23 protein-coding genes are annotated in these 24901 nt (G+C 70.7%); 11 read left to right on the top strand and 12 right to left on the bottom strand.

Annotation, left to right across the window (positions count from 1 at the left end):
- Positions 1–64 precede the first annotated feature (64 nt).
- The 3 genes from ACYVOO_RS39990 to ACYVOO_RS39980 are packed head-to-tail and all read left to right on the top strand — an operon-like array spanning position 65 to position 3244.
- Positions 65–1198 (top strand): FAD-dependent oxidoreductase, encoded by a 1134-nt coding sequence (locus ACYVOO_RS39990; protein ID WP_461020637.1) that lies wholly within the window; start codon positions 65–67, stop codon positions 1196–1198.
- Positions 1195–2262, top strand: a complete 1068-nt coding sequence (locus ACYVOO_RS39985; RefSeq protein WP_461020636.1) for an amidohydrolase family protein — start codon at positions 1195–1197, stop codon at positions 2260–2262. The genes ACYVOO_RS39990 and ACYVOO_RS39985 overlap by 4 nt, the downstream gene beginning before the upstream one ends.
- A gap of 10 nt (positions 2263–2272) precedes the next feature.
- Complete coding sequence (locus tag ACYVOO_RS39980) at positions 2273–3244, top strand: VOC family protein (protein WP_461020635.1); 972 nt, start codon at positions 2273–2275, stop codon at positions 3242–3244.
- A 118-nt stretch (positions 3245–3362) separates the two neighbouring features.
- Here the strand turns inward: ACYVOO_RS39980 and ACYVOO_RS39975 are convergent, their stop codons facing one another.
- From ACYVOO_RS39975 to ACYVOO_RS39960, 4 genes are all read right to left on the bottom strand, one after another.
- A complete protein-coding gene (locus ACYVOO_RS39975) occupies positions 3363–4475 on the bottom strand; it encodes a SagB family peptide dehydrogenase (RefSeq protein WP_461020634.1) in 1113 nt (370 codons plus the stop codon).
- A gap of 364 nt (positions 4476–4839) precedes the next feature.
- A complete protein-coding gene (locus tag ACYVOO_RS39970; protein ID WP_461020633.1) occupies positions 4840–5487 on the bottom strand; it encodes a cupredoxin domain-containing protein in 648 nt (215 codons plus the stop codon).
- A 25-nt stretch (positions 5488–5512) separates the two neighbouring features.
- On the bottom strand, positions 5513–6313 hold the full coding sequence (locus tag ACYVOO_RS39965; protein ID WP_461020632.1) for a hypothetical protein: 801 nt from the start codon (positions 6311–6313) through the stop codon (positions 5513–5515).
- Between the two features lie 23 nt (positions 6314–6336).
- Positions 6337–6996: a hypothetical protein gene (locus ACYVOO_RS39960; RefSeq protein WP_461020631.1), complete on the bottom strand. Its 660-nt coding sequence runs from the start codon at positions 6994–6996 to the stop codon at positions 6337–6339.
- A gap of 532 nt (positions 6997–7528) precedes the next feature.
- Between ACYVOO_RS39960 and ACYVOO_RS39955 the strand changes: the two genes are divergently transcribed.
- Complete coding sequence (locus ACYVOO_RS39955) at positions 7529–8359, top strand: siderophore-interacting protein (protein WP_461020630.1); 831 nt, start codon at positions 7529–7531, stop codon at positions 8357–8359.
- 33 nt (positions 8360–8392) lie between these two features.
- Here ACYVOO_RS39955 and ACYVOO_RS39950 read toward each other — a convergent pair whose 3' ends face one another.
- Entirely contained in the window at positions 8393–9157 is a 765-nt protein-coding gene (locus ACYVOO_RS39950) for an SDR family NAD(P)-dependent oxidoreductase (RefSeq protein WP_461020629.1), read from the bottom strand.
- A 179-nt stretch (positions 9158–9336) separates the two neighbouring features.
- Between ACYVOO_RS39950 and ACYVOO_RS39945 the strand changes: the two genes are divergently transcribed.
- Positions 9337–10050, top strand: coding sequence for a TetR/AcrR family transcriptional regulator (locus tag ACYVOO_RS39945; protein ID WP_461020661.1), 714 nt, complete (start codon positions 9337–9339; stop codon positions 10048–10050).
- A gap of 93 nt (positions 10051–10143) precedes the next feature.
- Here the strand turns inward: ACYVOO_RS39945 and ACYVOO_RS39940 are convergent, their stop codons facing one another.
- Together ACYVOO_RS39940 and ACYVOO_RS39935 are read right to left on the bottom strand one after the other, a co-directional pair.
- Positions 10144–11340: a GDSL-type esterase/lipase family protein gene (locus tag ACYVOO_RS39940; protein WP_461020628.1), complete on the bottom strand. Its 1197-nt coding sequence runs from the start codon at positions 11338–11340 to the stop codon at positions 10144–10146.
- Between the two features lie 138 nt (positions 11341–11478).
- Positions 11479–12048, bottom strand: coding sequence for a TetR/AcrR family transcriptional regulator (locus ACYVOO_RS39935; RefSeq protein ID WP_461020660.1), 570 nt, complete (start codon positions 12046–12048; stop codon positions 11479–11481).
- Between the two features lie 167 nt (positions 12049–12215).
- Between ACYVOO_RS39935 and ACYVOO_RS39930 the strand changes: the two genes are divergently transcribed.
- Entirely contained in the window at positions 12216–12893 is a 678-nt protein-coding gene (locus tag ACYVOO_RS39930) for a TetR/AcrR family transcriptional regulator (protein ID WP_461020627.1), read from the top strand.
- Positions 12894–13046: 153 nt separating this feature from the next.
- On the opposite strand, the gene ACYVOO_RS39925 is transcribed toward ACYVOO_RS39930, so the two are convergent.
- Both ACYVOO_RS39925 and ACYVOO_RS39920 read right to left on the bottom strand, forming a co-directional pair.
- The gene (locus tag ACYVOO_RS39925; protein ID WP_461020626.1) at positions 13047–13646 is read right to left on the bottom strand and encodes a dihydrofolate reductase family protein; all 600 of its coding nucleotides are present in this window, start codon (positions 13644–13646) and stop codon (positions 13047–13049) included.
- A 60-nt stretch (positions 13647–13706) separates the two neighbouring features.
- Positions 13707–14663: a hypothetical protein gene (locus ACYVOO_RS39920; RefSeq protein ID WP_461020625.1), complete on the bottom strand. Its 957-nt coding sequence runs from the start codon at positions 14661–14663 to the stop codon at positions 13707–13709.
- A gap of 144 nt (positions 14664–14807) precedes the next feature.
- Here ACYVOO_RS39920 and ACYVOO_RS39915 point away from each other — a divergent pair, with 144 nt between their 5' ends.
- Positions 14808–15641, top strand: coding sequence for a helix-turn-helix transcriptional regulator (locus ACYVOO_RS39915; protein WP_461020624.1), 834 nt, complete (start codon positions 14808–14810; stop codon positions 15639–15641).
- A 130-nt stretch (positions 15642–15771) separates the two neighbouring features.
- On the opposite strand, the gene ltrA is transcribed toward ACYVOO_RS39915, so the two are convergent.
- Positions 15772–17037: a group II intron reverse transcriptase/maturase gene (gene ltrA / locus ACYVOO_RS39910; RefSeq protein ID WP_461020623.1), complete on the bottom strand. Its 1266-nt coding sequence runs from the start codon at positions 17035–17037 to the stop codon at positions 15772–15774.
- A gap of 624 nt (positions 17038–17661) precedes the next feature.
- Between ltrA and ACYVOO_RS39905 the strand changes: the two genes are divergently transcribed.
- Entirely contained in the window at positions 17662–17988 is a 327-nt protein-coding gene (locus ACYVOO_RS39905; protein ID WP_461020622.1) for a hypothetical protein, read from the top strand.
- A gap of 28 nt (positions 17989–18016) precedes the next feature.
- Here the strand turns inward: ACYVOO_RS39905 and ACYVOO_RS39900 are convergent, their stop codons facing one another.
- Positions 18017–19492 (bottom strand): family 43 glycosylhydrolase, encoded by a 1476-nt coding sequence (locus ACYVOO_RS39900; protein ID WP_461020621.1) that lies wholly within the window; start codon positions 19490–19492, stop codon positions 18017–18019.
- 250 nt (positions 19493–19742) lie between these two features.
- On the opposite strand from ACYVOO_RS39900, the gene ACYVOO_RS39895 reads away from it, so the two are divergent.
- From ACYVOO_RS39895 to ACYVOO_RS39885, 3 genes are all read left to right on the top strand, one after another.
- A complete protein-coding gene (locus ACYVOO_RS39895; protein ID WP_461020620.1) occupies positions 19743–20738 on the top strand; it encodes an adenosine deaminase in 996 nt (331 codons plus the stop codon).
- 126 nt (positions 20739–20864) lie between these two features.
- Positions 20865–22244 carry an ATP-grasp domain-containing protein gene (locus tag ACYVOO_RS39890; protein WP_461020619.1) on the top strand — a complete coding sequence of 460 codons (1380 nt, stop codon included), beginning with the start codon at positions 20865–20867 and terminating at the stop codon, positions 22242–22244.
- Between the two features lie 66 nt (positions 22245–22310).
- Entirely contained in the window at positions 22311–24416 is a 2106-nt protein-coding gene (locus ACYVOO_RS39885) for a CocE/NonD family hydrolase (protein WP_461020618.1), read from the top strand.
- 58 nt (positions 24417–24474) lie between these two features.
- Here ACYVOO_RS39885 and ACYVOO_RS39880 read toward each other — a convergent pair whose 3' ends face one another.
- Positions 24475–24870 (bottom strand): DUF2795 domain-containing protein, encoded by a 396-nt coding sequence (locus ACYVOO_RS39880; protein WP_461020617.1) that lies wholly within the window; start codon positions 24868–24870, stop codon positions 24475–24477.
- Positions 24871–24901 lie beyond the last annotated feature (31 nt).

Raw genomic sequence — 24901 nt, 5'->3', positions numbered from 1 at the left:
CCACCGGCCGCGCACCGCACGCGCGGCCCCACCCGGAGGAGAGCCCCATGAGGAGAGAGCCCCTATGAGCCACGCCGCACGCCGTGTCCTGGTCGTCGGCGGAGGGACCGCGGGCAACGGTCTCACCGTCCTGCTGCGCAGCGCTGGCATCGCCGTCGATCTCGTCGAGGCCAAGGACGACTGGAACGCCACCGCCGGGTCCGGCATCACCCTCCAGGGCAACGCCCTGCGGGTGCTGCGCGAGATCGGCGTCTGGGAGCGGGTACGGGAGCAGGGCTTCGCCTACGACACCCTCGGCATCACCGCGCCCGACGGCACCGTCCTGCACGTCCAGAAGGACGCCCGCACGGGCGGCGACGACCTGCCCTCCACCGTCGGCATGCGCCGCCCGCAGCTCCAGCGGCTCCTCATCGACGCCGTACGGGCCTCGGGGGCCCGGGTACGGCTCGGCACCACCGTGACCGCCTTCGAGCAGGACGCCGACAGCGTGCGCGCGTCCTTCTCCGACGGCACAGAGGACACCTACGGCCTGGTGGTCGCCGCCGACGGGGTCAACTCCCGTACCAGGGCGGCGATCGGCGTCGAGGAGCGCCCGGTCCCCACCGGCATGGCGATCTGGCGCACCCCGGCCCCGCGCCCGCGCGGCGTCGAGCGCTCCGATCTGACGTACGGCGGGCCGTGCTTCATCGCCGGTTACTCCCCGACGGGGCCCGACACCGTCTACGCCTTCCTCGTGGAGCGCAACCGCGACCGCGCCACGCTCGACCCCGCCTCGTACGCGGACGAGATGCGCCGCCTCGCGCAGGGGTACGGCGGCGCGTGGGACGAGATACGCGCGTCGATCACCGACCCGGATCAGGTCAACTACACCTGGTTCGACCGCCACTTGGTGGAGGGCCCCTGGCACCGAGGCCGGATCGTGCTCGCCGGGGACGCGGCGCACTGCTGCCCGCCGACGCTGGCGCAGGGCGCCGCCATGTCCCTGGAGGACTCCCTCGTCCTGGCCGAGCTGCTCACCACACGGGACACGTGGGACGAGCGGCTGCTGACCGACTACCGCGCGCGCCGGATGCCGCGGGTGCGTCCCGTCGTCGAAGCGTCGGTGCAGATCGGGCAGTGGCTGCTCGACGGCGTGCGCGACGCGGACCTGCCCGGGCTGATCGGCCGCACCATGGCCGTGCTGAAGGGGCGCCCATGACCGCTGCGCCCGTGACCGCGCCGTCTCCCGCGCACACGGCGGCGCCGACCGTCGACGTCCACGCGCATCTCCTGCTGCCCGAGGTGGAGGAGGCCGTCGCGGGAGAGCCGGGGCTGGCGGCGGCCCGTGAGCTGGACGCGCGGCGCAACGGGCCCGAGTCGCTGGCCGTGAGCGGCCCGATGGTCGGCGCGCGTGTCCCGCTGCTCACCGATGTCGGCGCGCGGCTCGCCGCCATGGACGGCGCACACGTCGACGTGCAGCTCGTCTCGCCCTCCCCGTCCCACTACCACTACTGGGCCGGTCCCGAACTGGCCGAGCGCGTCTGCCAGTTGGCCAACGTGGGCACGGCAGCGCACTGCGCCAAGGCGCCCGGGCGGCTGCGCGGACTCGGGCTCGTGCCGCTCCAGCACCCGGCGCTCGCGGTGCCATTGCTCGACCACGCGCTGGAGGCGGGGCTGTCCGGCGTGGAGATCTCCTCGCACGCGCCAGCGCACGGGGACGCCCAGGGGGCGGAGGGCCGGGAGGTGGAGCTGTCCGACCCGCGTCTCGACGACTTCTGGGCGCGGGCCGAGGAGACCGGTGCCGTGGTCTTCCTGCACCCCTTCGGCTGCACCCTCGACGCGCGCCTCGACCGCTGGTACCTGTCCAACACCGTGGGCCAGCCCACCGAGAACGCCGTCGCGCTCTCCCACCTCATCTTCTCGGGGGTCCTCGACCGGCACCCCGGGCTCAGGGTCCTCGCCGCGCACGGCGGCGGCTATCTGCCCACGCACATCGGCCGCTCCGACCACGCCTGGCGGGCCCGTACCGACACACGTGGCTGCGCCCACCCGCCGGGCGGCTATCTGAAGCGGCTGTACTTCGACTCGCTCGTCCACGACCCCGACGTGCTGCGCGCGCTGGTGCGCGCGGCGGGCCCGGAGCGGGTGCTGCTCGGCTCCGACTTCCCCTTCGACATGGGCACCGAGGACCCCCTCGCCGCGCTGCGGGCCGCCCGGCTGCCCGAAGCGGACTTCCACGCCGTACGCGGCGCCAACGCCGCCGACCTGCTCCACCTTCGCTGAGGAGGACACCATGACCGACGCCTTGACCGACGCCATGACCACGCGCACAGGCCGTCTGCTCACCCATCTGCGGCACGTCGACCTCGCCGTGCCCGACTACGACAAGCAGCTCGACTTCTACTCCGGCGTCTGGGGCCTGACCCGGGTGGCCGAGGACTCCGGCATCTCCTTCCTGGCGGCCGAGGGTTCCCCCGAGCAGTACGTCGTACGGCTGCGCAAGGCCGACGAGAAGCGCCTCGACCTCGTCTCCTACGGAGCCGCCACCCCGGCCGACGTCGACACCCTCGCCGAGCGGCTGCTCGCCGGAGGCGTCCGGCTCATCACCAGGCCCGGCGCCGTGGACACCCCCGGCGGCGGCTACGGCTTCCGCTTCTTCGACATCGACGGGCGCACCATCGAGGTCACGGCGGACGTCGCGGCGCGCGAGCACCGCCGGATCGAGGAGCGCGAGGCCATCCCGGTGCGGCTGTCGCACGTCGTCCTCAACTCCCCTGATCTGAACCGGACCCGGGAGTGGTACGAGCGCCACCTGGACTTCGCCCTCTCCGACACGCTCAGCTCGCCGCACATGGGCGAGGTCATGCACTTCATGCGGATCAGCAGCAAGCACCACTCGATGGCGCTCGCGCGGGGCCCGCACACGGCGCTGCACCATGTGTCCTTCGAGATGCGCGGCATCGAGGAGTACATGCGCGGCTCCGGGCGCGTCCTGCGCGCGGGCCACCGCAAGATCTGGGGCCCCGGGCGGCACATGGCGGGCGACAACACGTTCACCTACTTCCTCGACCCCCACGGCAACACCGTCGAGTACACGACGGAGCTGGAGGAGCTGGACGAGGACACCTGGCACCCCCACGTCTACGACTTCTCGCAGCCCGAGGTCACCGACCAGTGGGGCACCTCCAACCCCATGAACGAACTGATCGCCAAGGAGTCCTTCAACGACCCGGACCGGGGCTGCTTCGTCGCACCGCCCGTGTGAGTACGCGGGGCTCAGCGGGTGCGGTGGCCCTTGACGTGGGCGCGTACGGGAACGTGCGCGCGGGCGTGGAAGGCGGCGATGTTCCCGCGCACCTGCCCGGCGTCCACATGGACCCGGCTCATCCCAGCCCGTCCCACGCGTCGTGCGGGTAGGAGAACCCGGGCGCGCCGCCGCCGAGCATGTCCGCCTGCCGCGCGGCCTCCTCCGGGTGCGGCACCCCGAAGCCGTTGAGGCCGAGCGGGATCTCGGCGCGCCAGTCCAGGCCGAGTGCCCGCTCCACCGTCTCGTCCCGCGTCGCGGCCGTGAAGAACACCCCGAGCCCCAGCGCGGCGCCCGCCAGATAGGCCGTCTGGCTCACGTGCCCTAGGTCGGCGAACAGGGCGCGGTACGTCCTGCCCGTCGGGTACTTCCAGGCCGAGCGCTCCAGGACCGCCGCGTACAGGAAGAGGACACCGGCGCAGGCGACGAAGCTCTGGTCTCCGCACCAGTGCAGGATCTCCGCGTCGTCGGGGGCGCGGGCCGGGAGGGGTTCGAGGGCGTGGACGTCGGGTGCGTAGTGGTAGATGCCGGGGCGCAGGCCCGCCACGTCGCGCACGACGGGGTAGATCTCGATCGGGTGGCGCGATCCTCCGGAGGGGTTCGCCTTGAGCACCGCGGGGCCGAACCCCGGAACGTCCCACCGGTGCTGGACGCCTCCGGCCCAGTGCAGCGCGGTGCTCAACTGGTCCAGCCCCACGGGCTCGCCGGGGGCGAAGCGCCGGGTCGTGCGGCGCCGGCGCATCGTCTCCGTCAGCTCCATGGGCAGGGGCACGGGCTCCGGCAGCGGGACGGGATCGGCCGCGTACCGCTTGAAGGGGTCCGGCTCCGGTTCCCTTCCGTGCTTCTCCCGCAGCCGCGCGGTGTCGTCGGCGGCCGAGACGAAGGGGTCGTCGTCGAGCGTGCGGGAGGCCAGGTGGAAGTACGTCGCCGCGCTCCCCCAGGAGCGCCAGGGCCCCAGCTCCTCCTCGCGCCGGTGCTCGGGCGAGCCCTCCTCGACCAGCAGCCCGGCCTGCCGCAACTGCTCGACCAGCGAGGTGTCCTCCTCGCGCGGCTCCGCCCACTCCGCGTAGCGGGGCAGCAGGCTCCAGACCGCGGGGCGCAGGGCGAACTGGCGGTGGCGGACGGGGTCGTCGCAGACGAGCTGCCCGTTCCGGCACAGGAAGACGACCATGCGCGAGACGCGCAGCCGCATCAGACCCCCCTCTGATGAACGGCCCGTCGCCCGACGCGAGGCATCGGGCGACGAACGGTGGCACGGGACGGCCGAGTCAGGCCGCGCAGACCGGCATCTCGCGGGACTGCGGCGTCTCGTCCTCGTCCTCGATCAGGACCTCAAAAGCGGTGTCCCGCGTTGCCGCGTTCTGCATACTCACTCCCCCGCAAGGTGCGCGTGAACCGCCGGGTGCATATATGCAGCAGTCTAATCACGTTTCAACCAGTGCCTCAAGAGTGGAACTCGACGGTATTTCCCCGGATCAAGAATCCCCGTCGCCTTCTGTGAGAGTGGGGATGCGGGATTCCGGATCGCTCACTGAACGTTCCATTCCGTAAAGCCGTCACACCGGAATCGAGACCGCCGTATCCGTGATGGAGATCCCCTCTGTTCCGGTGACCGAGAAGAACACCGTCTGTCCGACCAGGATGTCCAGTTCCGCTGGTTTCACCGTCGAGCCCGCCAGTTCGACGAGAGTTCCCTGCTTCAGCACCTCGCGCCATTGACCGCAGGTTTTACGGTCCCGGCCGTCGAGATCGTGCACCCTGACCGTGCCGCGGGCCGGGCCACCGTGGGGGTCGGCCCAGTGGTATTCCCCGGGAGAGCCGAAGATGTGGCTGTAGAACGCCTCGTCGCGCATGGCGGCACTGGAGAAGGGAGCGCGGTCCGCCTCTTCGCCCCACACCGCGTGCGGGGGCACGGTGGCGGCCGTCGCGTGCCAGACCACCACGTCGCCGACGGCGATCTCCAGCTCGGGAACAGCGGCCGTGAAGGCGCCCCGGGCGAACCGCACTTCCACGTCGTGCTGCCGGGGCTGGGCGGTACGCGCGTCGCCACGTGCGTCGCCCACGGTGAGCGAGAAGGGGAGATCGTCCGTTTCCAGACATGACGCCAAAGGGCTTCCCACGGCATAGCGCACTCGGCCCGGCCGCGAGAACCGTTGGCCGAAGCAGTCCAGATAGGTCAGAGCACGGCTGTCCAACGCGGGCATGACGCCCCCCTCTCATGCTGGCTTCTCATGCTGAGATGTCGACGGCGAGGACGAGTTCGTCCTCCCCGCCCGAGTCGTCCAGCGTGGCGGTCACCGTGTCCAGACGGACGAACACGGCGGCGTCCGTGCCCACGGCGGGCAGGACCTGGAACTGCTGGGGCTGGTCGTAGAGGGGAACCCTGAGCCCTCCGACCAGGGGGGTCAGGACGGCTCCGAGCAGGCCGACGAGATTGGCCACGGTAATGGCCCCGAAAATGACGGCCGACGCCAGAGCCAGCAGGGGACCGATGAAGGGCACAGCGAGAAGCGCGGCGCTGATGGCGACTCCCGTCGCCGCCAGCAGCGCGGACGCCGCGGGGCCGAGAACCAGCGAGGGCACGGCCACCAGGACGGCCTCGACCTTCCAGGTGCCCGCGGCCAGGGTGACGGACGGACGGACGTCCGCAGTGAAATCAACGGTACTGCTGTGGGAAACGGGCACCGTGATGGTGGGGAAATGCAGGCAGACGCGGGGAGTGCAGACTCTTCCGAAGAAGGGGAGAGTCACGCAGACCCGCGGAATGCAGAAGTCGAGGAAACTGAGATCCAGTGAAAGCCCTAGCTGGATCTGATAGCTGAGCCGCACTCCCGCGAGCCGGATGACGTTCGCGGGCGGCGGAATGATGTCGACCACGCCCTGCGAGAAGGAAGCCGTCACCGACCAGCCCGCCGAGAACGGCCCGAGGCCGCTCGACCCGGACGCGGCCAGCGGCCCGATTGCCGAGATCTCCCTGGGCACGATGACGTTCGCCGCTGTCTCGTCGATGGCAGCGATGATGTCGGACATGGTCCCCCCTTGACGTGAGCGGCTTATACAGCCGCTCCATAGAGCTTGAGCTGGTCGTCCTCGCTCTCCGGACCGCGCAACAGATTCAGACTGAAGGCCCCCGCGCTCAGCGCGTCGAAGGGCAGGGCAACTCCGTCGAGCACGGCACGCAGCAGCGTCAGGACCAGGCATTCGACCAGGGATTCGAGGGTGTCGGGCGTGATGTCCTCGATTTCCACGGCGATCAGGCTCAGGGAAACCGTCCCCGTTCCCGGTCCGGTCACCCGTACGACGGGCCGCCCGACCGCACTCACGCCGAGCCTCGCCGTGATGGGCGTACTCGTCGGCTTTTCCTCGTTCACGTTCCGGGGTCTCCGGCAGAGCAGGACGAGGTCCACGTCGGTATGCAGCGCGAACTGACCGGCATTCAGGCTGAGCGGAGGAGGTAGCGGCAGCGACTGCGGGTGAAATTCGATCCGCGGGATCCCGAAGCGGACCGCGTACTCGATCCCTCCTGGAACGCCGGGAAAGGAGATCACCGGCAAAGCGGTCCAGTCGTTCGCCGACGCCGGTACGGCGGCGACGGCGGACGAGGTCCGGTAGTTCAGCCAGCGCGGGCGAGCGGTGAAAAAAGCGGTCAGAAAGTCGTTCAGACCCTGCTCGTTCACGCCCGCGAAAACATTCTCCGCCTCGGTCAGACTCACGTTCGCCCCCTCATGGCCAGCAGACCGCTCCTGGCCCCTTCCGCGCGTCCAGCGTCCGGAATGGTTTGAGCATCCTCCCCCGCTCAGTCAGATCACCAGAGCGCGTTTCACTTGTTTACAAGCGGATTTCCTCCCTCTGCGCCGCATTTCCTCATCTGTTCTCCGACGCCCCACGGCACTCCCGTACGCGGTCGGCATCGCACACGGCCGGCGTCGTGACGAGCGAGCCTCGCGCGTCAGGCCGTCCCGGTCGTCCCGGTCGTCCCGGCGTCGAGCCGCTGGCGGCGGGTCACCCCGTCGCGGATCGCCTCGGCGGCAAAATGTGAGCAGCGGTCACCGGTGCCGGACCGGCGCGGCAGCGCCGCACAGGGCCGTCCGCGCTGTTCACGCAGCCGGGGTCACCGTTCGGCGGAGGTGTGGAGGGCTCCCGTCGCGGCGAGGGAAAAGCGAGTACCGAATGGGGCGAGCAATTGCTCATAATTGTGCTGTGACCTCGGCAGAAAGCGCCGGAGCCGGACCATGGAGGAGTGTCATGCTGCCTAAAGTGCGGCTGCCGGATTCACGGCGGATGATCACGCTGGAAGTTCTCGGCAACGAGCGTATAAGCCCTCATTTCGCGTGCCTCACGCTGGGCGGCCCGGAGCTGGAGCACCTGGAGAACATGGGAAACGACCAGGGTGTCCGCCTTTTCTTCCCCCGTGCGGGACAAACGGAATTGCGCATGCCGGTCCGCTCGGGGAACGCGTGGATGGCGGAGCTGCTGCTGATGCCGAAATCGCGACGGCCGTGGGTGCGCAATTACACCGTCCGCCGGTTCAGGCCCGGACAGCACGAGATCGACATCGAGTTCGCGCTCCACGGCGAGCACGGTCCCGCCTCGGCGTGGGCGTCGCACGTGCGGCCCGGTGAACCGGCCGGAATCTACGACCTCGGCACCGCGTATCTGCCTCCGCCGCACGCCTCCTGGCAGTTGCTGGCCGGAGAGGAGAGCGCCGTCCCCGCCATCCTCTCGATCCTGGACCAGGCCCCCGCGTCCCTCGTCGCCGAGGTCTTCCTGGAAGTACCGGAGTCAGCGGACATCCGCGAGGACGTCAACTGCCCGGAGGGCGTACGGATCCACTGGCTGGCACGCGACAGCGACGGTGACAGCAATGGTGACGGTGACGGGGCGGTGCCCGGGGCGCTCGTCCTCGACGCGGTCAAGAACGCGGATCTGCCGCCGGGCCCCTTCTACACCTGGGCGGCGGGAGAGGCCGGGCTCCCGACCGGCCTGCGGCGCCATCTGGTGAACGACCGCGGCGTCCCCAAGTCGGACATCACGTTCATCGGCTACTGGCGCCACGGCCGCTCCAGCCCCGGCTGAGCCCGCCCTGCCCGACCACCGGAGCAGCGGGCGTCAGACCGCAGCCCAGCCGTTGTCGACGGGGAGGACGACGCCGTTGATGTTGCTGGCGGCGTCCGAGGCGAGGAAGAGGATTCCCGCGGCCTGCTCCTCCGCCGTGGAGATCCGGCCGATGTTCCCGGCGTAGGCACCGACGACACCGGGACCGTGGGCCCCCGGCTCCGCCTCCACCTGGATGGCGGTCGCGGTGCCGCCGGGGGCTATGGCGTTGGCGCGGATCCCCTTGTCGCGGTACATCACCGCGAGGGACTTCACCAGGCCCACCACACCGTGCTTGGAGGCGGTGTAGGCGGCGCCCGCCGCGCTGCCGCGCAGGGACGCCTCGGAGGCGGTGAAGACGATCGCGCCGCCGCCCGCTTCGAGCATGTGCGGCAGCGCGGCACGCGTCAGCAGGAAGGGCGCCGTCAGATTGACGCGTACGACCCGCTCCCACTCGGCGTCGTCGGTGTCCCCGACGGCCGAGAGGCGGTCCATTATCCCGGCGTTGTTGACCAGGACGTCCAGGCCGCCGAAGGTCTCCAGGGCGGTGCCGACGACCTCGTCCACCACTCCCTGGTCGCTGAGATCGCCGACGACCGCGCGCGCGGCGCCCCCGTCGGCCTCGATGGCCTCGACGGTCTCCTCGGCGCCGTCCCGGCGCAGATCGGCGACCACCACCTTCGCGCCCTCGCGGGCGAACCCCAGTGCGGCGGCCCGGCCGATCCCCGATCCCGCTCCGGTGACGACGACACTGCGCCCCTCAAGGCCGGTGCTGCTCACGCGGTACTCCCTTCCTCCGTACGCCACTGCCTCACCCCATGGGTTTTTGGCACTCACTGCCATGATGACATGACTCGCCGGACGGGCGCCCTCCTCCAGGCAGAGAGCCCCCTCGCCAGGGACCGAATTAGGGTGGGGCCGACCGGGAACGACCCTTGGGCAGCGGAACGGGGACCACCGTGGAGCAGGCGGGAGAACGTGAGGCCGCACGGACCGGCCGGCCCCGGAAGGCCGGGCGGCCTCCCCTGACGGAGCGCCGCAAGAGGGCCACCCGGCTGGAGATCGCCCATGAGGCGGTACGGCTGTTCGGCGAGCGCGGTGTGGCGGCGACGCCGGGCGAGGAGATCGCCCGCGCGGCGGGCATCTCACCCCGCACGCTGTGGCGCTACTTCCCGTCCAAGGAGGAGTGTGTGCGCCCGCTCCTATCGGCGGGGCTGGAGGCCACGGCGCAGCGCCTGCGCGACTGGCCCGCCGACCGCCCGCTGAGCGAGGCGATCCAGACCGACGCGGCCTCGGCGCCGGGCGGGCAGGAGAACGCCGCCGCGCTGCTGCGGCTGATCCGCCTGCTGCCCGGGGAGCCGGGGCTGCGCGCCGTCTGGCTACGGGTGCACCACGACGCCGAGCCCGTCTTCACGGACATCATCGCCGCCCGCACCGGGGCCGATCCGGCCGACCTGCTGCCGAGGGTCAAGGCGGTGATGCTCAACGGCGCTTTGCGCGTGGCCGCCGAGGAGTGGGCCCAGCGGTCGGACGGGGCGGACGGGACGGGCGAGGCAGGCGAGACGGGCGGGCCTGACGCGGCGGCGGGTGCGGGTGCGGGTGCGGGCGGGGAGACCGGCGCCGAGGCGTTCCGGCGTGCGCTGCTCCACGCCACCGAGAGCCTGGGCCTGTGACCCCGGACCTGGGCTGAGGGCTCCAGGAAGGCGGGGCCGACGATCCCGTCCCGTTGCCCGGCGAGGGGGCCGGGCCGGGCAACGGGGCCGGTTTCAGGCGTCGGCGTCGGCGCCCGCGTCCGCGAAGACGCCGTTGGCGGCGAAGGCCAGCTTGGCGAAGCGCTCGCCCATGCGACGGTGCGTCGCGGCGTCCGGGTGGAGCTGGTCGGGCAGCGGCAGCTCGGCGGCGTCCGCCTCGCCGTAGAGTTCGCGGCCGTCGAGGTAGTGCAGATGGGGGTCGTCGGCCGCCCGCTGCGCGGTGATACGGGCGAGCTCCTCGCGGATGACGTTGAGCGTCAGCTTCCCCGCCGCCCGCTCCGCGGGGTCACCCATGGCCCGGAAGCCCAACCGGCCCTCGCTGAGCCCGCTGAAGTCCGGAGCGGCGGGGCCGGGGGTGTCCTCGTGTATCGGGCAGAGGATGGCCGAGACGACCAGCAGCGGGGTGGTGGGGTGCCCCTCGCGGATAGTGTCGAGGAAGCCGTGCACCGCGGGGCCGAACGCGCGCAGCCGCATCAGGTCGGCGTTCACCACATTGATGCCGATCTTGACGCTGATCAGGTCCGCGGGGGTGTCCCGCAGCGTACGGGCGGTGAACGGGTCGAGCAGGGCGCTTCCGCCCAGGCCCAGGTTGATCAGCTCCACGCCGCCGAGCGAGGCGGCGAGCGCGGGCCACGTGGTGGTGGGGCTGGCCGCGTCGGAGCCGTGGCTGATCGAGCTGCCGTGGTGCAGCCACACCTTGCGGCCGGAGTCGGGCACCGGGCCCACGGGCGCGTCGGTGCGCAGCTCGACCAGCTCGGTGGCCTCGTTGTGCGGCAGCCAGATCTCGATGTCCTTCTCGCGCTCGGGCAGGTCCGCGAACCGGACCGTGCCCGACGGGCCCGGCCGGACCTCGGCGGAGCCCTTGGTCATGTCGATGGTGAGCGTGTTGCCGCCGGAGACGCTGCCCTGTCCGGCGAGGCGGCCGTCGACGAGCAGGTCGTACACCCCGTCGGGGCGGGGCGGCGCGCCCACGTAGGACCGCTTGGTGGGGATCGTCTCCAGCTCGACGGCGGTGGCCCGGGTGCGGAGCACCAGCCGTACGCCGGAGGGCTGGGTCTCCACCATGGCCAGCTGCCCGTCGGCGCACTGCGCACGGGCCCACGCGGGCAGCCGGTGCGGCTGCACACCGCGCTCGGTGCGCTCCAGTTCGATGGCGCCGCGGAGGAGGTCCGCGGTGATGGGGGTGGTGATCCAGTCGTGCTCGCTGTGCATGGTCTCCGCCAGTCGGATGGGTGGGTCGGTACGGGGGGGTGGTGCATGGGGGGGGGACGCGGGCGTGGAAGCGTCCGCCGGTGCCGGTGCCAGCGGGTGCCTTGTCGGGAGCACGTTCACCGGGTCAGGAGGCCGCCGTCATGAGGCGGGCCAGCTCCGGAGCAGGGCGTCGAGCGCGTCGAGCGCCCGCGACCAGGACTCCTGCGAGTCGGGCGCACTGTGGCTGAACCCTCCCGCCATCTCCAGGCTGACGTAGCCATGGAAGACGCTGCCCAGCAGCCGGACCGCGTGCGTCTGGTCCGGCTCCGTCAGGTCGTAGCCGCGCAGGATCGCCCGCGTCATCTGCGCGTGCCTGCCACCGACGCTGGCCGCCGCCGTCTCGGGGTCGAGCCGCAGTTGGGCCGCCGCCCAGCGCCCTGGGTGCTCCCTGGCGTAGTCGCGGTAGGCGCCCGCGAAGGCAACCAGCGCGTCCTTGCCCGCACGCCCGGCCAGGGCGACGGCGGCCCGGTCGGCCAGTTCCTCCAGGGCCAGCAGGGCGATCCTGGTCTTGAGGTCCTGGGAACTCTTCAGATGCGAGTAGAGACTCGCGACCTTGACGTCGAAGCGGCGGGCGAGCGCCGTGACGGTCACCTGCTCGAAGCCGACCTCGTCGGCCAGCTCGGCGCCCGCCCTGGCCAGGCGTTCCGCGGTCAGCCCCGCACGCACCATGACGTCCCTCTCTTCGCTCTCACCTTCGGCAGAACCGATCATGCGCTTACCTAATCGATTTAGGCAAGTGCCATTAATGGTCAAGTGATCCCCTACTAGACGTAGCCGGGATGCGGCGGGGGCCGGATAAACGGAGGGGGCAGTCCACATGGCTTAACGTGAGGGGCATGGCTGCCGATCCCGCTCGGATGACGTCCGCTTCGGCGGAGCTGCGCGCGGACGCGCTCCACAACCGCGAGCGCATCCTCGAAGCGGCCCGTGCCCTGTTCGCCGCCCGCGGTCTCGACGTGCCCATGGCCACCGTCGCCCGCCACGCGGGGGTCGGCGTGGCCACGCTCTACCGGCGTTTCCCCACCCGGGACGCGCTCATGACCACGGTGTTCGCCGACCAGCTCGCGACGTGCGTGGCGACCATCGACGAGGCGCAGGCCGCGCCCGACCCGTGGCAGAGCTTCTGCGCGGTCATCGAGAGGCTGTGCGCGACGAACGTCGTCGACCGCGGATTCGCCACCGCCTTTCTGACGGGCTTCCCCGGCGCGGTGGACTTCGAGAGGGAACGCGTCCGCGCCGAGCGGAGGTTCGCCGCGCTGGCCCAACGCGCCAAGGACGCCGGTCAGTTGCGGAAGGACTTCGACCGGACGGATCTCACGCTCGTCCTCATGGCGAACAGCGGCATCCACGCCACGTCGAACGAAGCCGCGCTGGCGGCCTCCCGTCGGCTCGCCGCCCTGCTGCTCCAGTCCTTCCGGGCCGACGCCGCCGCTGCCGCGCCCCCTCTCCCGCCCCCGGCCCCGCTCGGCCTCTACCACCTCCCGGTCTCCCCCGGCCCCGCCGGTCAGGGGTGACCGCCGGGCGCGCGTGACGGCCCGTCACCCGTCGGGGCTCGCCGCCAGCGCCGCCACGAGCGCGCGAAGCCGGTGACGAAGGCCGTCACAGGCAACCCCGCCACAGCACCAGGGCCACACACCGCCCTCACCGGCCGCGCACCTGACGCGGCGCTACCGGCTCTCGGCCACCGGACGGTACGTGCACACGTGCACGCCCGTGGCGCTGACGGCCGTCGAGACGAGCGTGAGCGTGCGCAGCCCGCCGTCGTCAGGGAAGAGCCTCTTGCCGCCGCCCAGGAGGACCGGCTCGATCATGAGCCGCAGCTCGTCGGCCAGATCCTCGCTCAGGAGCGTGCGCGCGAGCGTGGGGCTTCCCATGACGAGCAGATCGCCGCCCTCGGCCGCGCGCAGCTCCCGGACGCGGGCGACGGCCTCGTCGCCCGGTATGCGGGTGGTGTTGTTCCACGTCAGCTCGTCGTCACCCAAAGTCCGCGACACGACGTACTTCGGGATGGCGTTCATCCTGTCCGCGAACGGGTCACCGGCTCTCTCCGGCCACGCCCTGGCCATCGACGTCCACGTGCGGCGCCCGAACAGCAGCGCCTCCGCTCCGCTCAGCGCGTCGTCGAAGGCGCCGCCCATCACCTCCGGGTCGAAGAACGGGTGCGACCAGCCACCGTGTGCGAATCCGCCGTCCGTGTCCTCCTCGGGGCCGCCCGGCGCCTGCACGACGCCGTCCAGGCTCATGAACTCGGTGATCACGATGCGCATGTGTCCTGCCCTCTGTTCCGTTTGCGGTACGGCGGTGGAGACCGGCGTGCCGCAGCCGATTCATCGCATCCGTCCGGCCTCCAATGGTGACCTGGACCACATCGTCGCACCGCCCACTGACACCGCCCCGTTCTCCGGCTCCGTCCGCGTCGCCCTGGCCTCCGGCAGCGCGATCTGCCCGGTCACGAAGAGGCTCCACAGCCCGAACCGCAGTCGCTCGCCCGCCGGGCCCCGGTGCGTGAGGAAGCTGGCCCGCTCGCCCCCGCCTCCGTTCCCGCCCCTGTCCCCGTCCGCGACCCGGCTCGCGCCCCACTCCAGCTGGAAGCGGCGCGTCCCCGCCCGCTCCTGCGGCGGCCTGCCGTCCGGCGGGACGATCTCGTCCAGTGCCCAGTGGTAGCCCCGCTCGCGGTACGGGCGGGTGACGCGCTCCCAGGTCAGCTCCAGGATGACGCCGGAGGCCGGGATGACGACGAGCGCGCCACGTGTCCCGTCCGCGTACCGGGTGTTCACGGCGACCACCTCCGTCGTCCCCTCGGGGTAGAGGTGCGAGGTCCCGCGCCCCACCACGGAGCCCTCGGGGCAGCCCCCGGTCCCCTCGCGCTCGACGACCGCGCGCCCGCAGACGGGGAAGTCCTCGGGGTGGACGTCCAGCGACGCGTCGAAGAGGAAGACGAACCGGCGCGGCGCCGCCGGTGGTCCGGCGGGCTCGGCGCGGCTGGTGCGGTCGAAGGCCGCCCGTACGCCCTCCGGGGTGCCGCCGTCCGGGGTCACCTCGACCGCCAGCCCGTCGACGTTGTGCGGTCCTGGCACGTCCGGCTCGTACGGGCGCTGCGGTCCGCCCGGCGCCGGGTCGGGCGGACCGCCACCCGGACCACCGCCCTGACCACCGCCCGTCGCCGCCGGTGCCGCCACCGCTCCCGGCACCGCCGCAACGGTGGCCAGCGCCACGGCGGCCAGCACCCCCGCCGACCACCCCCGTACGCGCCGCGCCCGCGCACCCCGCACCTTCCCCGCCATGGCCCCATCCCTTCTCCGCGCCCTCGCACGACCCGCCTCTCATCCTCACCGCCGGGCGTCCCGGGACCGTCGGCCCTGCCGTACCGTGGGTCTGCCCGACCTACCCCTCGGCGCACCCCCGTCCCTTGCGCAAAACTTCAACACATGGGCGGAAACGGAGAGTTGGGCGCGTTCCTGCGAGCGCGACGGGCCCGCGTCAGACCGGAGGAGGCGGGGTACGCCTCCGGCTCCGGGCGGCGGCGCGTGCCAGGGCTGCGGCGCGAGGAGCTGGCGCACCTGGCGGGTGTGAGCGTCGACTACTACGTACGGCTGGAGCAGGGCCGCAGTCACAGCGTCTCGGACGCCGTGCTCGACGCCGTCGCCGCGGCGCTGCGGCTGGACGACGACGAGCACGCGCACCTCTACCGGCTCGCCCGCCCGCACAAGGCACGCCCCGCACACGGCGCCACGGCGCGGGCCGGGATGTGGCAGTTGCTGGACTGGATCAGCGCGCCGGCGCTCGTCGTGGGGCACCGCCTGGACGTGCTGGCGTGGAACGGGCCGGTGTGCGGCCTGATCACGGACTTCGGGCGGCTGCCGCCGCGCGCCCGCAACATGTGCCGCCTCCATCTCCTCGACCCCGGGATCGGCGCCCGCTACCCCGACCGTGACGTCATCGCGCAAGAGGTGGTGGGCCACCTCCGCGTCGCCGCGGGGAACCACCCCGACGACCACGAGCTGTGGCGCCTGGTGGACGAACTGAACGCACACTGCGCCGAGTTCCGCCATCACTGGGCCCGGCACACCGTCCGCACGAAGTCGCACGGCACCAAGCGGATCGAGCACCCGTCACTCGGCCCGCTCACCCTCTTCTACGAGCTGACCCACTTCCCCCAGGACCCCGAGCTGGCGCTGCTCGTCTACACCGCGGCCCCCGGCACCCCGGGGGCCGCGGCGCTGGCCGTCCTCGCGAAGGAGGGGCGTCCACCACTCCCGTAATCGCTCAGGTAACCGCTCCCGTAGCCGCGCCGTAACGCTGTGTCGAGTAGCCGAGGGGAATCTCACCCCTCGGCTCTCACAGAACCGTGCGTAAAAGTCTCCCTTTACACGGCTCTTGTCGTTCTGATCATCAGACCGTCACGGCCACTTGGATCACGGTGAGGCGCCAGTGCGCGAACATGCGGGGGTATCGCCGGGCGATCTCCTGCAACTTCGCAAGGGCCTTCCGTTTGGCCGCGAGCCGTTTGTACTTCCGGCGGATCCAGCGCACCAGGTAGGCGTTGATGCGCATCAAGAAGGGGAACAGTTCCCACGGCCTATAACGCCCGTAGTAGTTGATCCATCCCGCTACCACAGGGTTGATTCTGCGGGCGAGTTCGTTGAAGGACAGGCCGGAACGGGTATGCAGGCGCCAGGAACGCACCTCCCGCCCCATCTTCTTCAGGGCTTCCCTGCTGACGGCCGGCTCGAACGACAGGAACTTCCTGCCATTGCGGGTCCGGTTCTGCCTGGCGCGGAACGTGTACCCGAGGAACGTGAACGCCGTGTGCTCGAAAGAGCTGCGCCGCAAGCCGTCCTTGCAGTAGACGATCCGGGTCTTGGTCGGGTGCAGTCGCAGTCCGACCTCGGCCATCCTGTCCATGAGAGCGGCCAGCACTTGGCGGGCCTGGCGCTCTGTAACGCAGTGCAAGACCGCGTCGTCCGCATAGCGTTCGAACCAAACGGTCGGGAACTCCCGCCCCATCCAGGAATCGAACGCATAGTGCAGGAACAGGTTTGCCAGTACGGGAGATACTGGAGCCCCTTGCGGGGTTCCACGCTCCCGTTGCAGCAAGGAGCCGTCGGGCATGGCGACCGGGGCCGCAAGCCACCGTCGCACATATAAAATCACCCAGACGGCGTCGGTGTGCGCCTCCAGCGCCTTGACTAGGAGGTCCCAGGGCACGCTGTCGAAGAACTTGGCGATGTCTAACTCCACCACCCAGTCCCGCTTCCAGCAGCGTTCCTTGCACCTTCCTACCGCGTCCAAGGCAGATCGCCCGGGCCGGTATCCATAACTATCTGCGTGGAAAACAGGCTCCACTTTTTGCATGAGATGCCGGGCCACTACGGTCTGTGCCACACGGTCAGCAACAGAGGGAATTCCTAGAATCCTCTCGCCGCCATCGTGCGGCTTGGGAATAGCCACCGCACGCACAGGTGGCGGGAAGTAAGAGCCTGATGAAATCCGGTTCCAGACCTTGTAAAGGTTTCCCTTCAGGTCTCCCTCGAAGTCATCAATACTCTGCCCGTCCACCCCTGGCGCGCCCTTATTCGCCCTAACCTCCTTCCACGCCTCCATGAATTCCCACTTCGAGATATCAAACGGCTTGATCTGAGACTTCATCTGGTCCATCGAATTCCTCCCGGACAACATCCGGTTGATGCGATCAACACAGTCACGAACGACCCGGCGCCTTCGCTCCACCCCCGTTACAGGGGCTTCATCGCTACTACGAGCCGGTCCGCCAGCAGGTCCCGCATCGGTACTCAACCCCTTGCGGTGTCCGCCGCTTGGGGCACTCCCTCTCGCCCACAGCATGGCGCGGGCAGTAACGGAGCCTGCCTTCTCCTGTTCCATACGAAAGCCGCAGACCGGGCTCACGTCGCCTACATGCCGGACATCACCTGGCCAATAAACGGGCACCCGCCAGGCTCATCCCGAGGTTCTGCGCACACCCCGGTTTCGATGTCGTCTGTTTTCCTTTCGACACGTCAGCAGCGATTCACTTGCGTTCGTCTTCCCGATCCCCACCTGACGCCTCTTACGACGCCTTTCCCTCATCGCTCACCACGACGGTCTTCAGCCAACGCAGCATGAGGCGGTTTGAAGCCTCCCCCCGCAGGGCGACTCCGAAGGGCCACAAAACCTTCATCTCTCGCATAGCACCATTTTCAGAAACTGTTCCTACAAACAGCTTCCTTCATGTTCAGGACACACGCGCAGGGGAAACGTCGGGCACGGCAGTAAACTCACCGCATGGCCGACATCATCGATCCCACCACTCACGCAGACCTCATCGCTCTACAGCGGACCGTGCACGAACGTTTCGCCGAGCTGGATTCGTACGCGGCCGACGTGTCCGGCATCGATCTCACCGACGAGCAGCGCGCCCACATCCAGGCCCTGCGCGAGGCCGTGCGGCAGGCCGTCGAGGCGAAGGACGCGGCGCTGCGCGACTCGGGCCTCACCAAGGAGCACGGGAACTACACGCCGGTGCAGTCGCTGAAGGACGCCGCGAAGGCGAGCGCGAGCCCGGACGCGAGCGGCGACGAGGACGCGGCGGCGGACGAGGGCGGCGCGTAGGCGTCACCAACCTCCCCGGACAGCACCCCTACGGATACACCTCCGCGCGGTCGACGCTGACGAAGGCGGCCCCGGACTGCGGCGCGTGCTCCCCGGTCACCCGCACCCGGAGCGTGTGGTTCCCCGGCGGGAGCTTGGGGCTCAGGTACTGGAGCGCCTCGCCCCTGCGCGGGTCGCCGTAGAAGTCGAGCCGCGTCTCGGGGCCGCCGTCGATGCTGAGCGCCGCGTAGCCGTTGCCGGTGTCGCGGACGGACAGCAGGGCGATGCGGCTGCCGGTGAAGGAGAAGGTGGCCGTGGCGCCCGCACGGTCGCTCCAGTGGTCGTCGCCCCAGAAGCACTGGGCCGCGCAGCCGGTGCCGGAGTTCCACGTGCCGCCGTAGGTCACCGTTCCCGGGCCGCTGGAGCGGCCGTCGTCGTTGATCCAGTAGTTGCCGGTGCCGGGGTCGCCCGAGGGCAGGTTCTGGGTGGCCCCGATCGCCTGGGGACGGCCGAAGTCGGGGCTGCCGTCGCTCTTCCATGTGAACTTCTGGGCCCGGGTGGTGCGGTCGCTGTAGGTGTTGGCCGACGTGGTCTTCGCGTGGTAGACGATCCAGTCCTCGGTGCCGTCGGGCGACCGGAAGAAGGCGTGGTGTCCGGGCCCGAAGACGCCGCGTTCGTCGGCGCGCGAGAAGACGGGCCCCGGGTGCTGGGTCCAGTTCCCCGCCACCAGCGGGTCGGCGGTCTGCGGCAGCGACATCATCCAGACCTGGTAGTCGGGCTTTCCCGTGTCGCAGGCCGAGTACGTCATCCACGTGCGCCCGTTGCGGTAGAGGAACTCGGGGCCCTCCCGCACCTCGGGGCAGCCCCCGGCCGCGTTGATCGCCACGGCGTCGCCGGAGACGGTGTACGGGTTGGACATGGGCGCGATGTTGAGGCCGTTGTGCTGGTACTGGTTGATGCCGCTGTAGGCGAGGTACAGCTTGCCGTTGTGCTGGAGCACGCCCGCGTCGATGGCGAAGTCGTTCGCGTGGTTGGGCGGGGCCAGTTTCGCCTTGAAGTGGTACGGGCCCCTCGGGTCGTCGCGCTCCGACTCCAGCACATAGAGGCGGTGGTGCTCGTCGGTGCCGTCGTCGGCGGTGTAGTAGAGGTACCAGCGGTCGCCGAAGCGGTAGAACTCCGGGGCCCAGATGTGCTGGTTCCGCGAGGGGTCGGTGTCGGTCCAGACGGTGACCGGGTCAGCGGTGAGCAGAGTGCCCAGCGAGGTGGAGCGCCACATTCTGATGCTGTCGCCCTGGGTGCTGGTCAGGTAGTAGGCGCCCTGCCAGTGGGTGACGAAGGGGTCGGGGCCTGTGTTGAGGGGGTTGCGGAAGGTGCCGGTGGCGGCGGCCGAGGCGGACGGGGCGCCCGAAGACGCGGAGGGCGCGGAGGGCGCCGGGACCGCCGAGGACGCGGGGAGGGGTGCGGCGAACAGCGCGAGCAGGGCCGCCACGGTGGCGAGCACGGTACGGAGGGGTCTTCGGAGCACGACGTCGTTCCCTTCGGCGGTGCGCCCCGGCGGGCGGGGCGGATGGGAAGAGCGGGACGAGCGGGAAGATCAGGACAGGCGAGGCGAGCAGGAAGATCGTGACGGACGGCGGTGAAACGGTCTTACAACGATGTAACGGCTCCGCACCCCGCCGTCAACGGGACCCACGGGGCCCACGGGCCACAGCGAAAACGGGCAAATATACCCTGGTACCTCGCATCACTTCTGTCATCTGCGAGGAAAACCCCCCATGCCGCTGCCCAAGGCCGAACTGCACCTCCACATCGAAGGCACCCTGGAGCCCGAGCTGGCCTTCGAACTGGCGACCCGTAACGGCGTCGAGCTGCCGTACGCGGACACCGAGGAGCTGCGCGCCGCCTACCGCTTCAGCGACCTCCAGTCGTTCCTCGACCTCTACTACGCGCTCATGACCGTCCTGCGTACCGAGGACGACTTCGCCGAGCTGACCGACGCCTATCTCGCGCGCGCCGCGGCGCAGGGCGTGCGGCACGCGGAGATCTTCTTCGACCCGCAGGCGCACACCTCGCGCGGGGTGGAGCTGGACACGGTCGTCGCGGGGCTGGTCCGGGCGCTGGAGCGCGCCGAGGAGCGGCACGGGGTGTCCGCCCAGCTCATCATGTGCTTCCTGCGGGACGAGTCGGCCGAGTCGGCCATGGCCACCCTGGAGGCCGCGAAGCCGCACCTGGCCCACATCGCGGGCGTCGGCCTGGACTCCGCCGAGGTGGGGCACCCGCCGGAGAAGTTCCGCGAGGTCTACGAGGCGGCGGGCAGGCTCGGTCTGCGCAAGGTGGCGCACGCGGGCGAGGAGGGGCCGCCGGAGTACATCCGCTCGGCCCTGGACGTGCTGGGCGTGGAGCGGATCGACCACGGTCTGCGTGCCATGGAGGATCCCTCGCTGGTGGCCCGCCTGGTGCGGGAGCGGATGCCGCTCACACTGTGCCCGCTGTCGAACGTACGGCTGCGCACCATCGACGTCCTCAAGAACCACCCGCTCCCGCGCATGCTGGAGGCCGGGCTGATGGCGACGGTGAACTCGGACGACCCCGCCTACTTCGGCGGCTACGCGGACGACAACTTCCTCGCGGTGCGCGAGGCCCTGGGGCTGGAGGACGAGCAGTTGCGGCTGCTGGCGCGCAACTCGTTCCTGGCATCCTTCCTGGAACACGACGAGGAGCGGCGCAGCCGTTACCTGGCCGAGGTGGACGCCTACGACTTCGCCGGGTAGCGGCGGGGCACGGGCGCGGCGCGGGCTGGGGGGAGGGGCGGGCGGTCGCACGGGCGCGGGGCCGAGGCATGGGTGGAGGCGCGGAGGGTACTCAGCCGGTCCGATCGACCGACCGGAAGAGGTTCCGTGACCAAGAAGAACATCTTCGTGCTCGGCCTGGACGAGGCCAACCTCGCCACGCTGCAAGACGTACCGAACGCCGACACCTACCGTTTCCACGGTCTGCTGACCCCGGAGGAGCTCCAGGGCTCGGAGGTCTCCGTCCCCGAGCTGCTGGAGCACGCCCGCGGTGTCCTGGACTCCTTCGACGGCAGCGTCGACGCGATCGTCGGCTACTGGGACTTCCCCGTGAGCACGATGGTGCCGATACTCGCCGAGCGCTACGGAACCCGTAGCACCGGCCTCGGCTCCGTGGTCAAGTGCGAGCACAAGTACTGGAGCAGGCTGGAGCAGCGCAAGGTCGTCGACGAGCATCCGCGCTTCGGCCGCGTCGACCTGGACGCGGAGGACCCGCGGCCGCCCGAGGGTGTGCGCTTCCCGATGTGGCTCAAGCCCGCGCTGTCCTACTCCTCCGAACTCGCCTTCGGCGTCAAGGACATGGCGGAGTTCCGGGAGGCCGTCGCGGAGATCCGGCAGGGGATCACGCGGGTCGGCAGGCCCTTCGAGTACGTCCTCGGCCAACTGGAACTGCCGCCGGAGATGGCCGGTGTCGGCGGCGTGGTGTGCCTCGCCGAGGAGTCCCTGACGGGTATTCAGGTGGCCGTCGAGGGATATGTGCACCAGGGTGAGGTGACGGTGTACGGCGTGCTGGACTCCATCAACTACCCCGACTCCTCCTCGTTCCTGCGCCACCAGTACCCCAGCTCCCTGCCCGAGCCGGTGCAGCACAGGCTGAGCGACGTCTCGACGCGGGTGATCGAGCAGATCGGGATGGACTCGGCCACCTTCAGCATCGAGTTCTTCTACGACCCGGGCACCGACGAGATCAACCTGCTGGAGATCAACCCCCGGCACTCGCAGTCGCACGCCGAGCTGTTCGAGTACGTCGACGGTGTGCCCAACCACCACTGCATGCTGAGCCTCGCCCTCGGCGAGGACCCCGCCCTCCCCTACCGCCAGGGCCCCTACCGCACGGCCGCCAAGTGGTACCACCGCTGGTTCACCGACGGTGTGGCCCGCGAGGTGCCGACCGCCGAGGAGATCGCACAGGTGGAGCGGGACATACCCGGTGTGGTGGTCGAGGTGGTTCCCGAGCGGGGGCAGCGGCTTGCGGACCTCGGCCAGCAGGACAGTTACAGCTACGAGATCGCCCACGTCTTCACCGGGGGCGAGGACGACGACGACATGCGGGAGAAGTACGACCGTGCCATCGCGGCGCTGCGTCTCGGGTTCGGCGACGAGCCCGGGTCCGCGCCCGGGTCCGGCTCCGAGTCCGGCACCGGCACCGTACCCGGCCCGCGAGGAGAGACCACCGGACGGCAGCCCGAGAAGCAGGGGCAGGAGTGAGCCCGTCCGGCTGACCGCACCCCGCCCCGGCGTGGTGCGTCCTGAGGAAAGGAGCGATGTCCCCGCATGCGTGAGGTGAACAATCTGCCCTACGCCACGAAGGAAGACCCGCACGTCAGCGTGCCCATGTCCGACGGCACCCTGCTGTCGGCCCGCGTCTGGCGCCCCACCTCCTCCGACCAGGAACCCGTGCCCGCGGTGCTGGAGTACATCCCGTACCGCCAGCGCGATCTCACCTCCGTGCGCGACTCGGTCCACCACCCCTACATCGCCGGACACGGCTACGCGTGCGTACGCGTGGACCTGCGCGGCACGGGTGACTCCGAGGGTGTGCTGGAGGACGAGTACCTGGAACAGGAGCAGCGCGACGCCGAGGACGTCCTCGCCTGGCTGGCCGACCAGCCCTGGTGCGACGGCAACACCGGCATGATGGGCATCTCCTGGGGTGCCTTCGCGGCGCTCCAGGTCGCGGCACGGCAGCCGGAGAGCCTGCGCGCGGTGGTCATCGCCTCCTTCACCGACGACCGCTACGCCGACGACATGCACTACATGGGCGGGGCACTGCTGTCCGACAACCTGGCCGAGGCGGGCACCATGTTCGCCTACGCCACCTGCCCGCCCGACCCCGCCGTGGCCGGTGAGCGGTGGCGGGAGATGTGGCGGGAGCGGCTGGAGAACACCGAGCCGTGGGTCCTGGAGTGGCTGCGCCACCAGCGTCGCGACGACTACTGGCGGCACGCCTCCGTCTGCGAGGACTACAGCGCGGTGCGCTGCCCCGTCCTCGCCTCCAGCGGCTGGGCCGACGGCTACTCCAACGCCGTGACCCGGCTCCTGGCCCATCTGGACGTGCCGCGCAAGGGCCTGATCGGGCCGTGGTCCCACAAGTTCCCGCACCTGGGCGAGCCGGGTCCCGCGATCGGCTACCTCCAGGAGGTCGTGCGCTGGTGGGACCACTGGCTGAAGGGCATCGACAACGGCGTCATGGAGGGCCCGGTGCTGAGCGCCTGGATGCAGGACAGTGTGCCGCCCTCCACCTCCTACGAGGAGCGTCCGGGCCGCTGGGTCGGCGAGCTGGAGTGGCCCTCCCCCGGCATCGAGCCGGTGGCACACCCCCTCCTGCGGCACCGCATCGCGGACCCGGCACTCGTGGGCACGTCGCACACCGACGGGACACACGTGGACGGGGAAGGGGACGGGGTTGTGGACGGGGGCGACGGCGCGTCGGCACACACCCCGGGCGACGCACTGACGGTGCAGTCGCCGCTGTCCGTCGGCCAGTTCGCGGGCAAGTGGGCCTCCTACAACGCGCCGCCCGACCTCCCCTACGACCAGCGCGAGGAGGACGGCGGCTCCCTCGTCTTCGACACCGACCCGCTGGACGAGCGGGTGGAGATCCTGGGCTCGCCGAGCGTCGAACTGGACCTCTCGGTGAGCGAACCCGTGGCGCAGGTGGCGGCGCGCCTGTCGGACGTGGCGCCCGACGGCAGTGCCACCCGTGTCACCTACGGCGTGCTGAACCTGGCACACCGCAACGGCACCGACGCGCCCGAACCGCTGGAGCCCGGACGCCGCTACCGCGCGCGCTTCCAGCTCAACGGTGTGGCCCAGGCGTTCCCGCCGGGGCACCGCATCCGGCTGTCGCTCTCCACCTCGTACTGGCCGCTGGCGTGGCCGCCGCCCAAGCCGGTGCTGCTGAGCGTGTACGAGCGCTCCAGCACCCTGACCCTGCCCTTCCGCCCGGCCGACGCGCCCGACGGGCTGCCCCGCGAACCGTTCGGCGAGGCCGAGGGCACACCCCCGCTGGCCACCACCTCACTGACTCCGCCGGAGGAACGGTGGGACGTCAAACGTGACCTGATCGGCTACACGTCCGAGCTGGAGATCGTCAAGGACCGGGGCATGGAGCGCTTCGAGGACATCGCCCTGGACGTGGGCCGCAGGGCCTACGAGCGCTACGCGGCCGTCGCGGACGACTTCACCTCGGTCAGCGGCGAGTCCACCTGGACGATGACCTTCCGGCGGGAGGCGTGGGAGGCGCGGGTGGTGACCCGTACGGTGCTCTCCTCCGACGAGACGGACTTCTTCGTACACGCCACGCTGGACGGCTACGAAGGCGAACGACGGGTCTTCTCCCGTACGTGGAACGAGACGGTGCCACGGGACTGTCTGTGAGCGGTGCGCCGGAGGTGTGACGGCGGGGGCGGCGGGCGTGGGGTCCGTCGTCAGCTCGTCAGGTGCGGCGCGTCTCGGTGCCCAGGCCCAGCGCCTGGGCCAGCTCCTGCGCGTTCGCGAACCGCCCGTCCTCGGGCAGTCGCGACGCCAGGCCGACGAGCTGGTCAGGGGCGTGCTCGGAGCGCAGCGCGTCCAGGACGGTGGCGCGGTCGGCCGGGTAGACGTGCCGCCCCAGATGGCGGGCCAGCTCGGCGCGCAGTGCCACGTCCCGGGGTGTCATGCCGGGCGGGGTGCCGCCGACGTGCTCGGTGTGCGGGTCGAGATCGACGTCGGGCTGGTCCTCACCCGACGGTTCCAGCTCCCGCTCCTCCACCCGGTTGGAGCGCAGCTCGCCCTGGAGCCGCTTCTTGGCCTCGTCGTCCTGAAGAGGACCGTTCTTGTCGTTCTCCTGCATGGCGCAGCACTCCCTCGCGCTCCTGGCCTGT

Source organism: Streptomyces daliensis (genome assembly GCF_054782395.1).
This window is presented reverse-complemented; position numbering and strand designations above follow the sequence as displayed.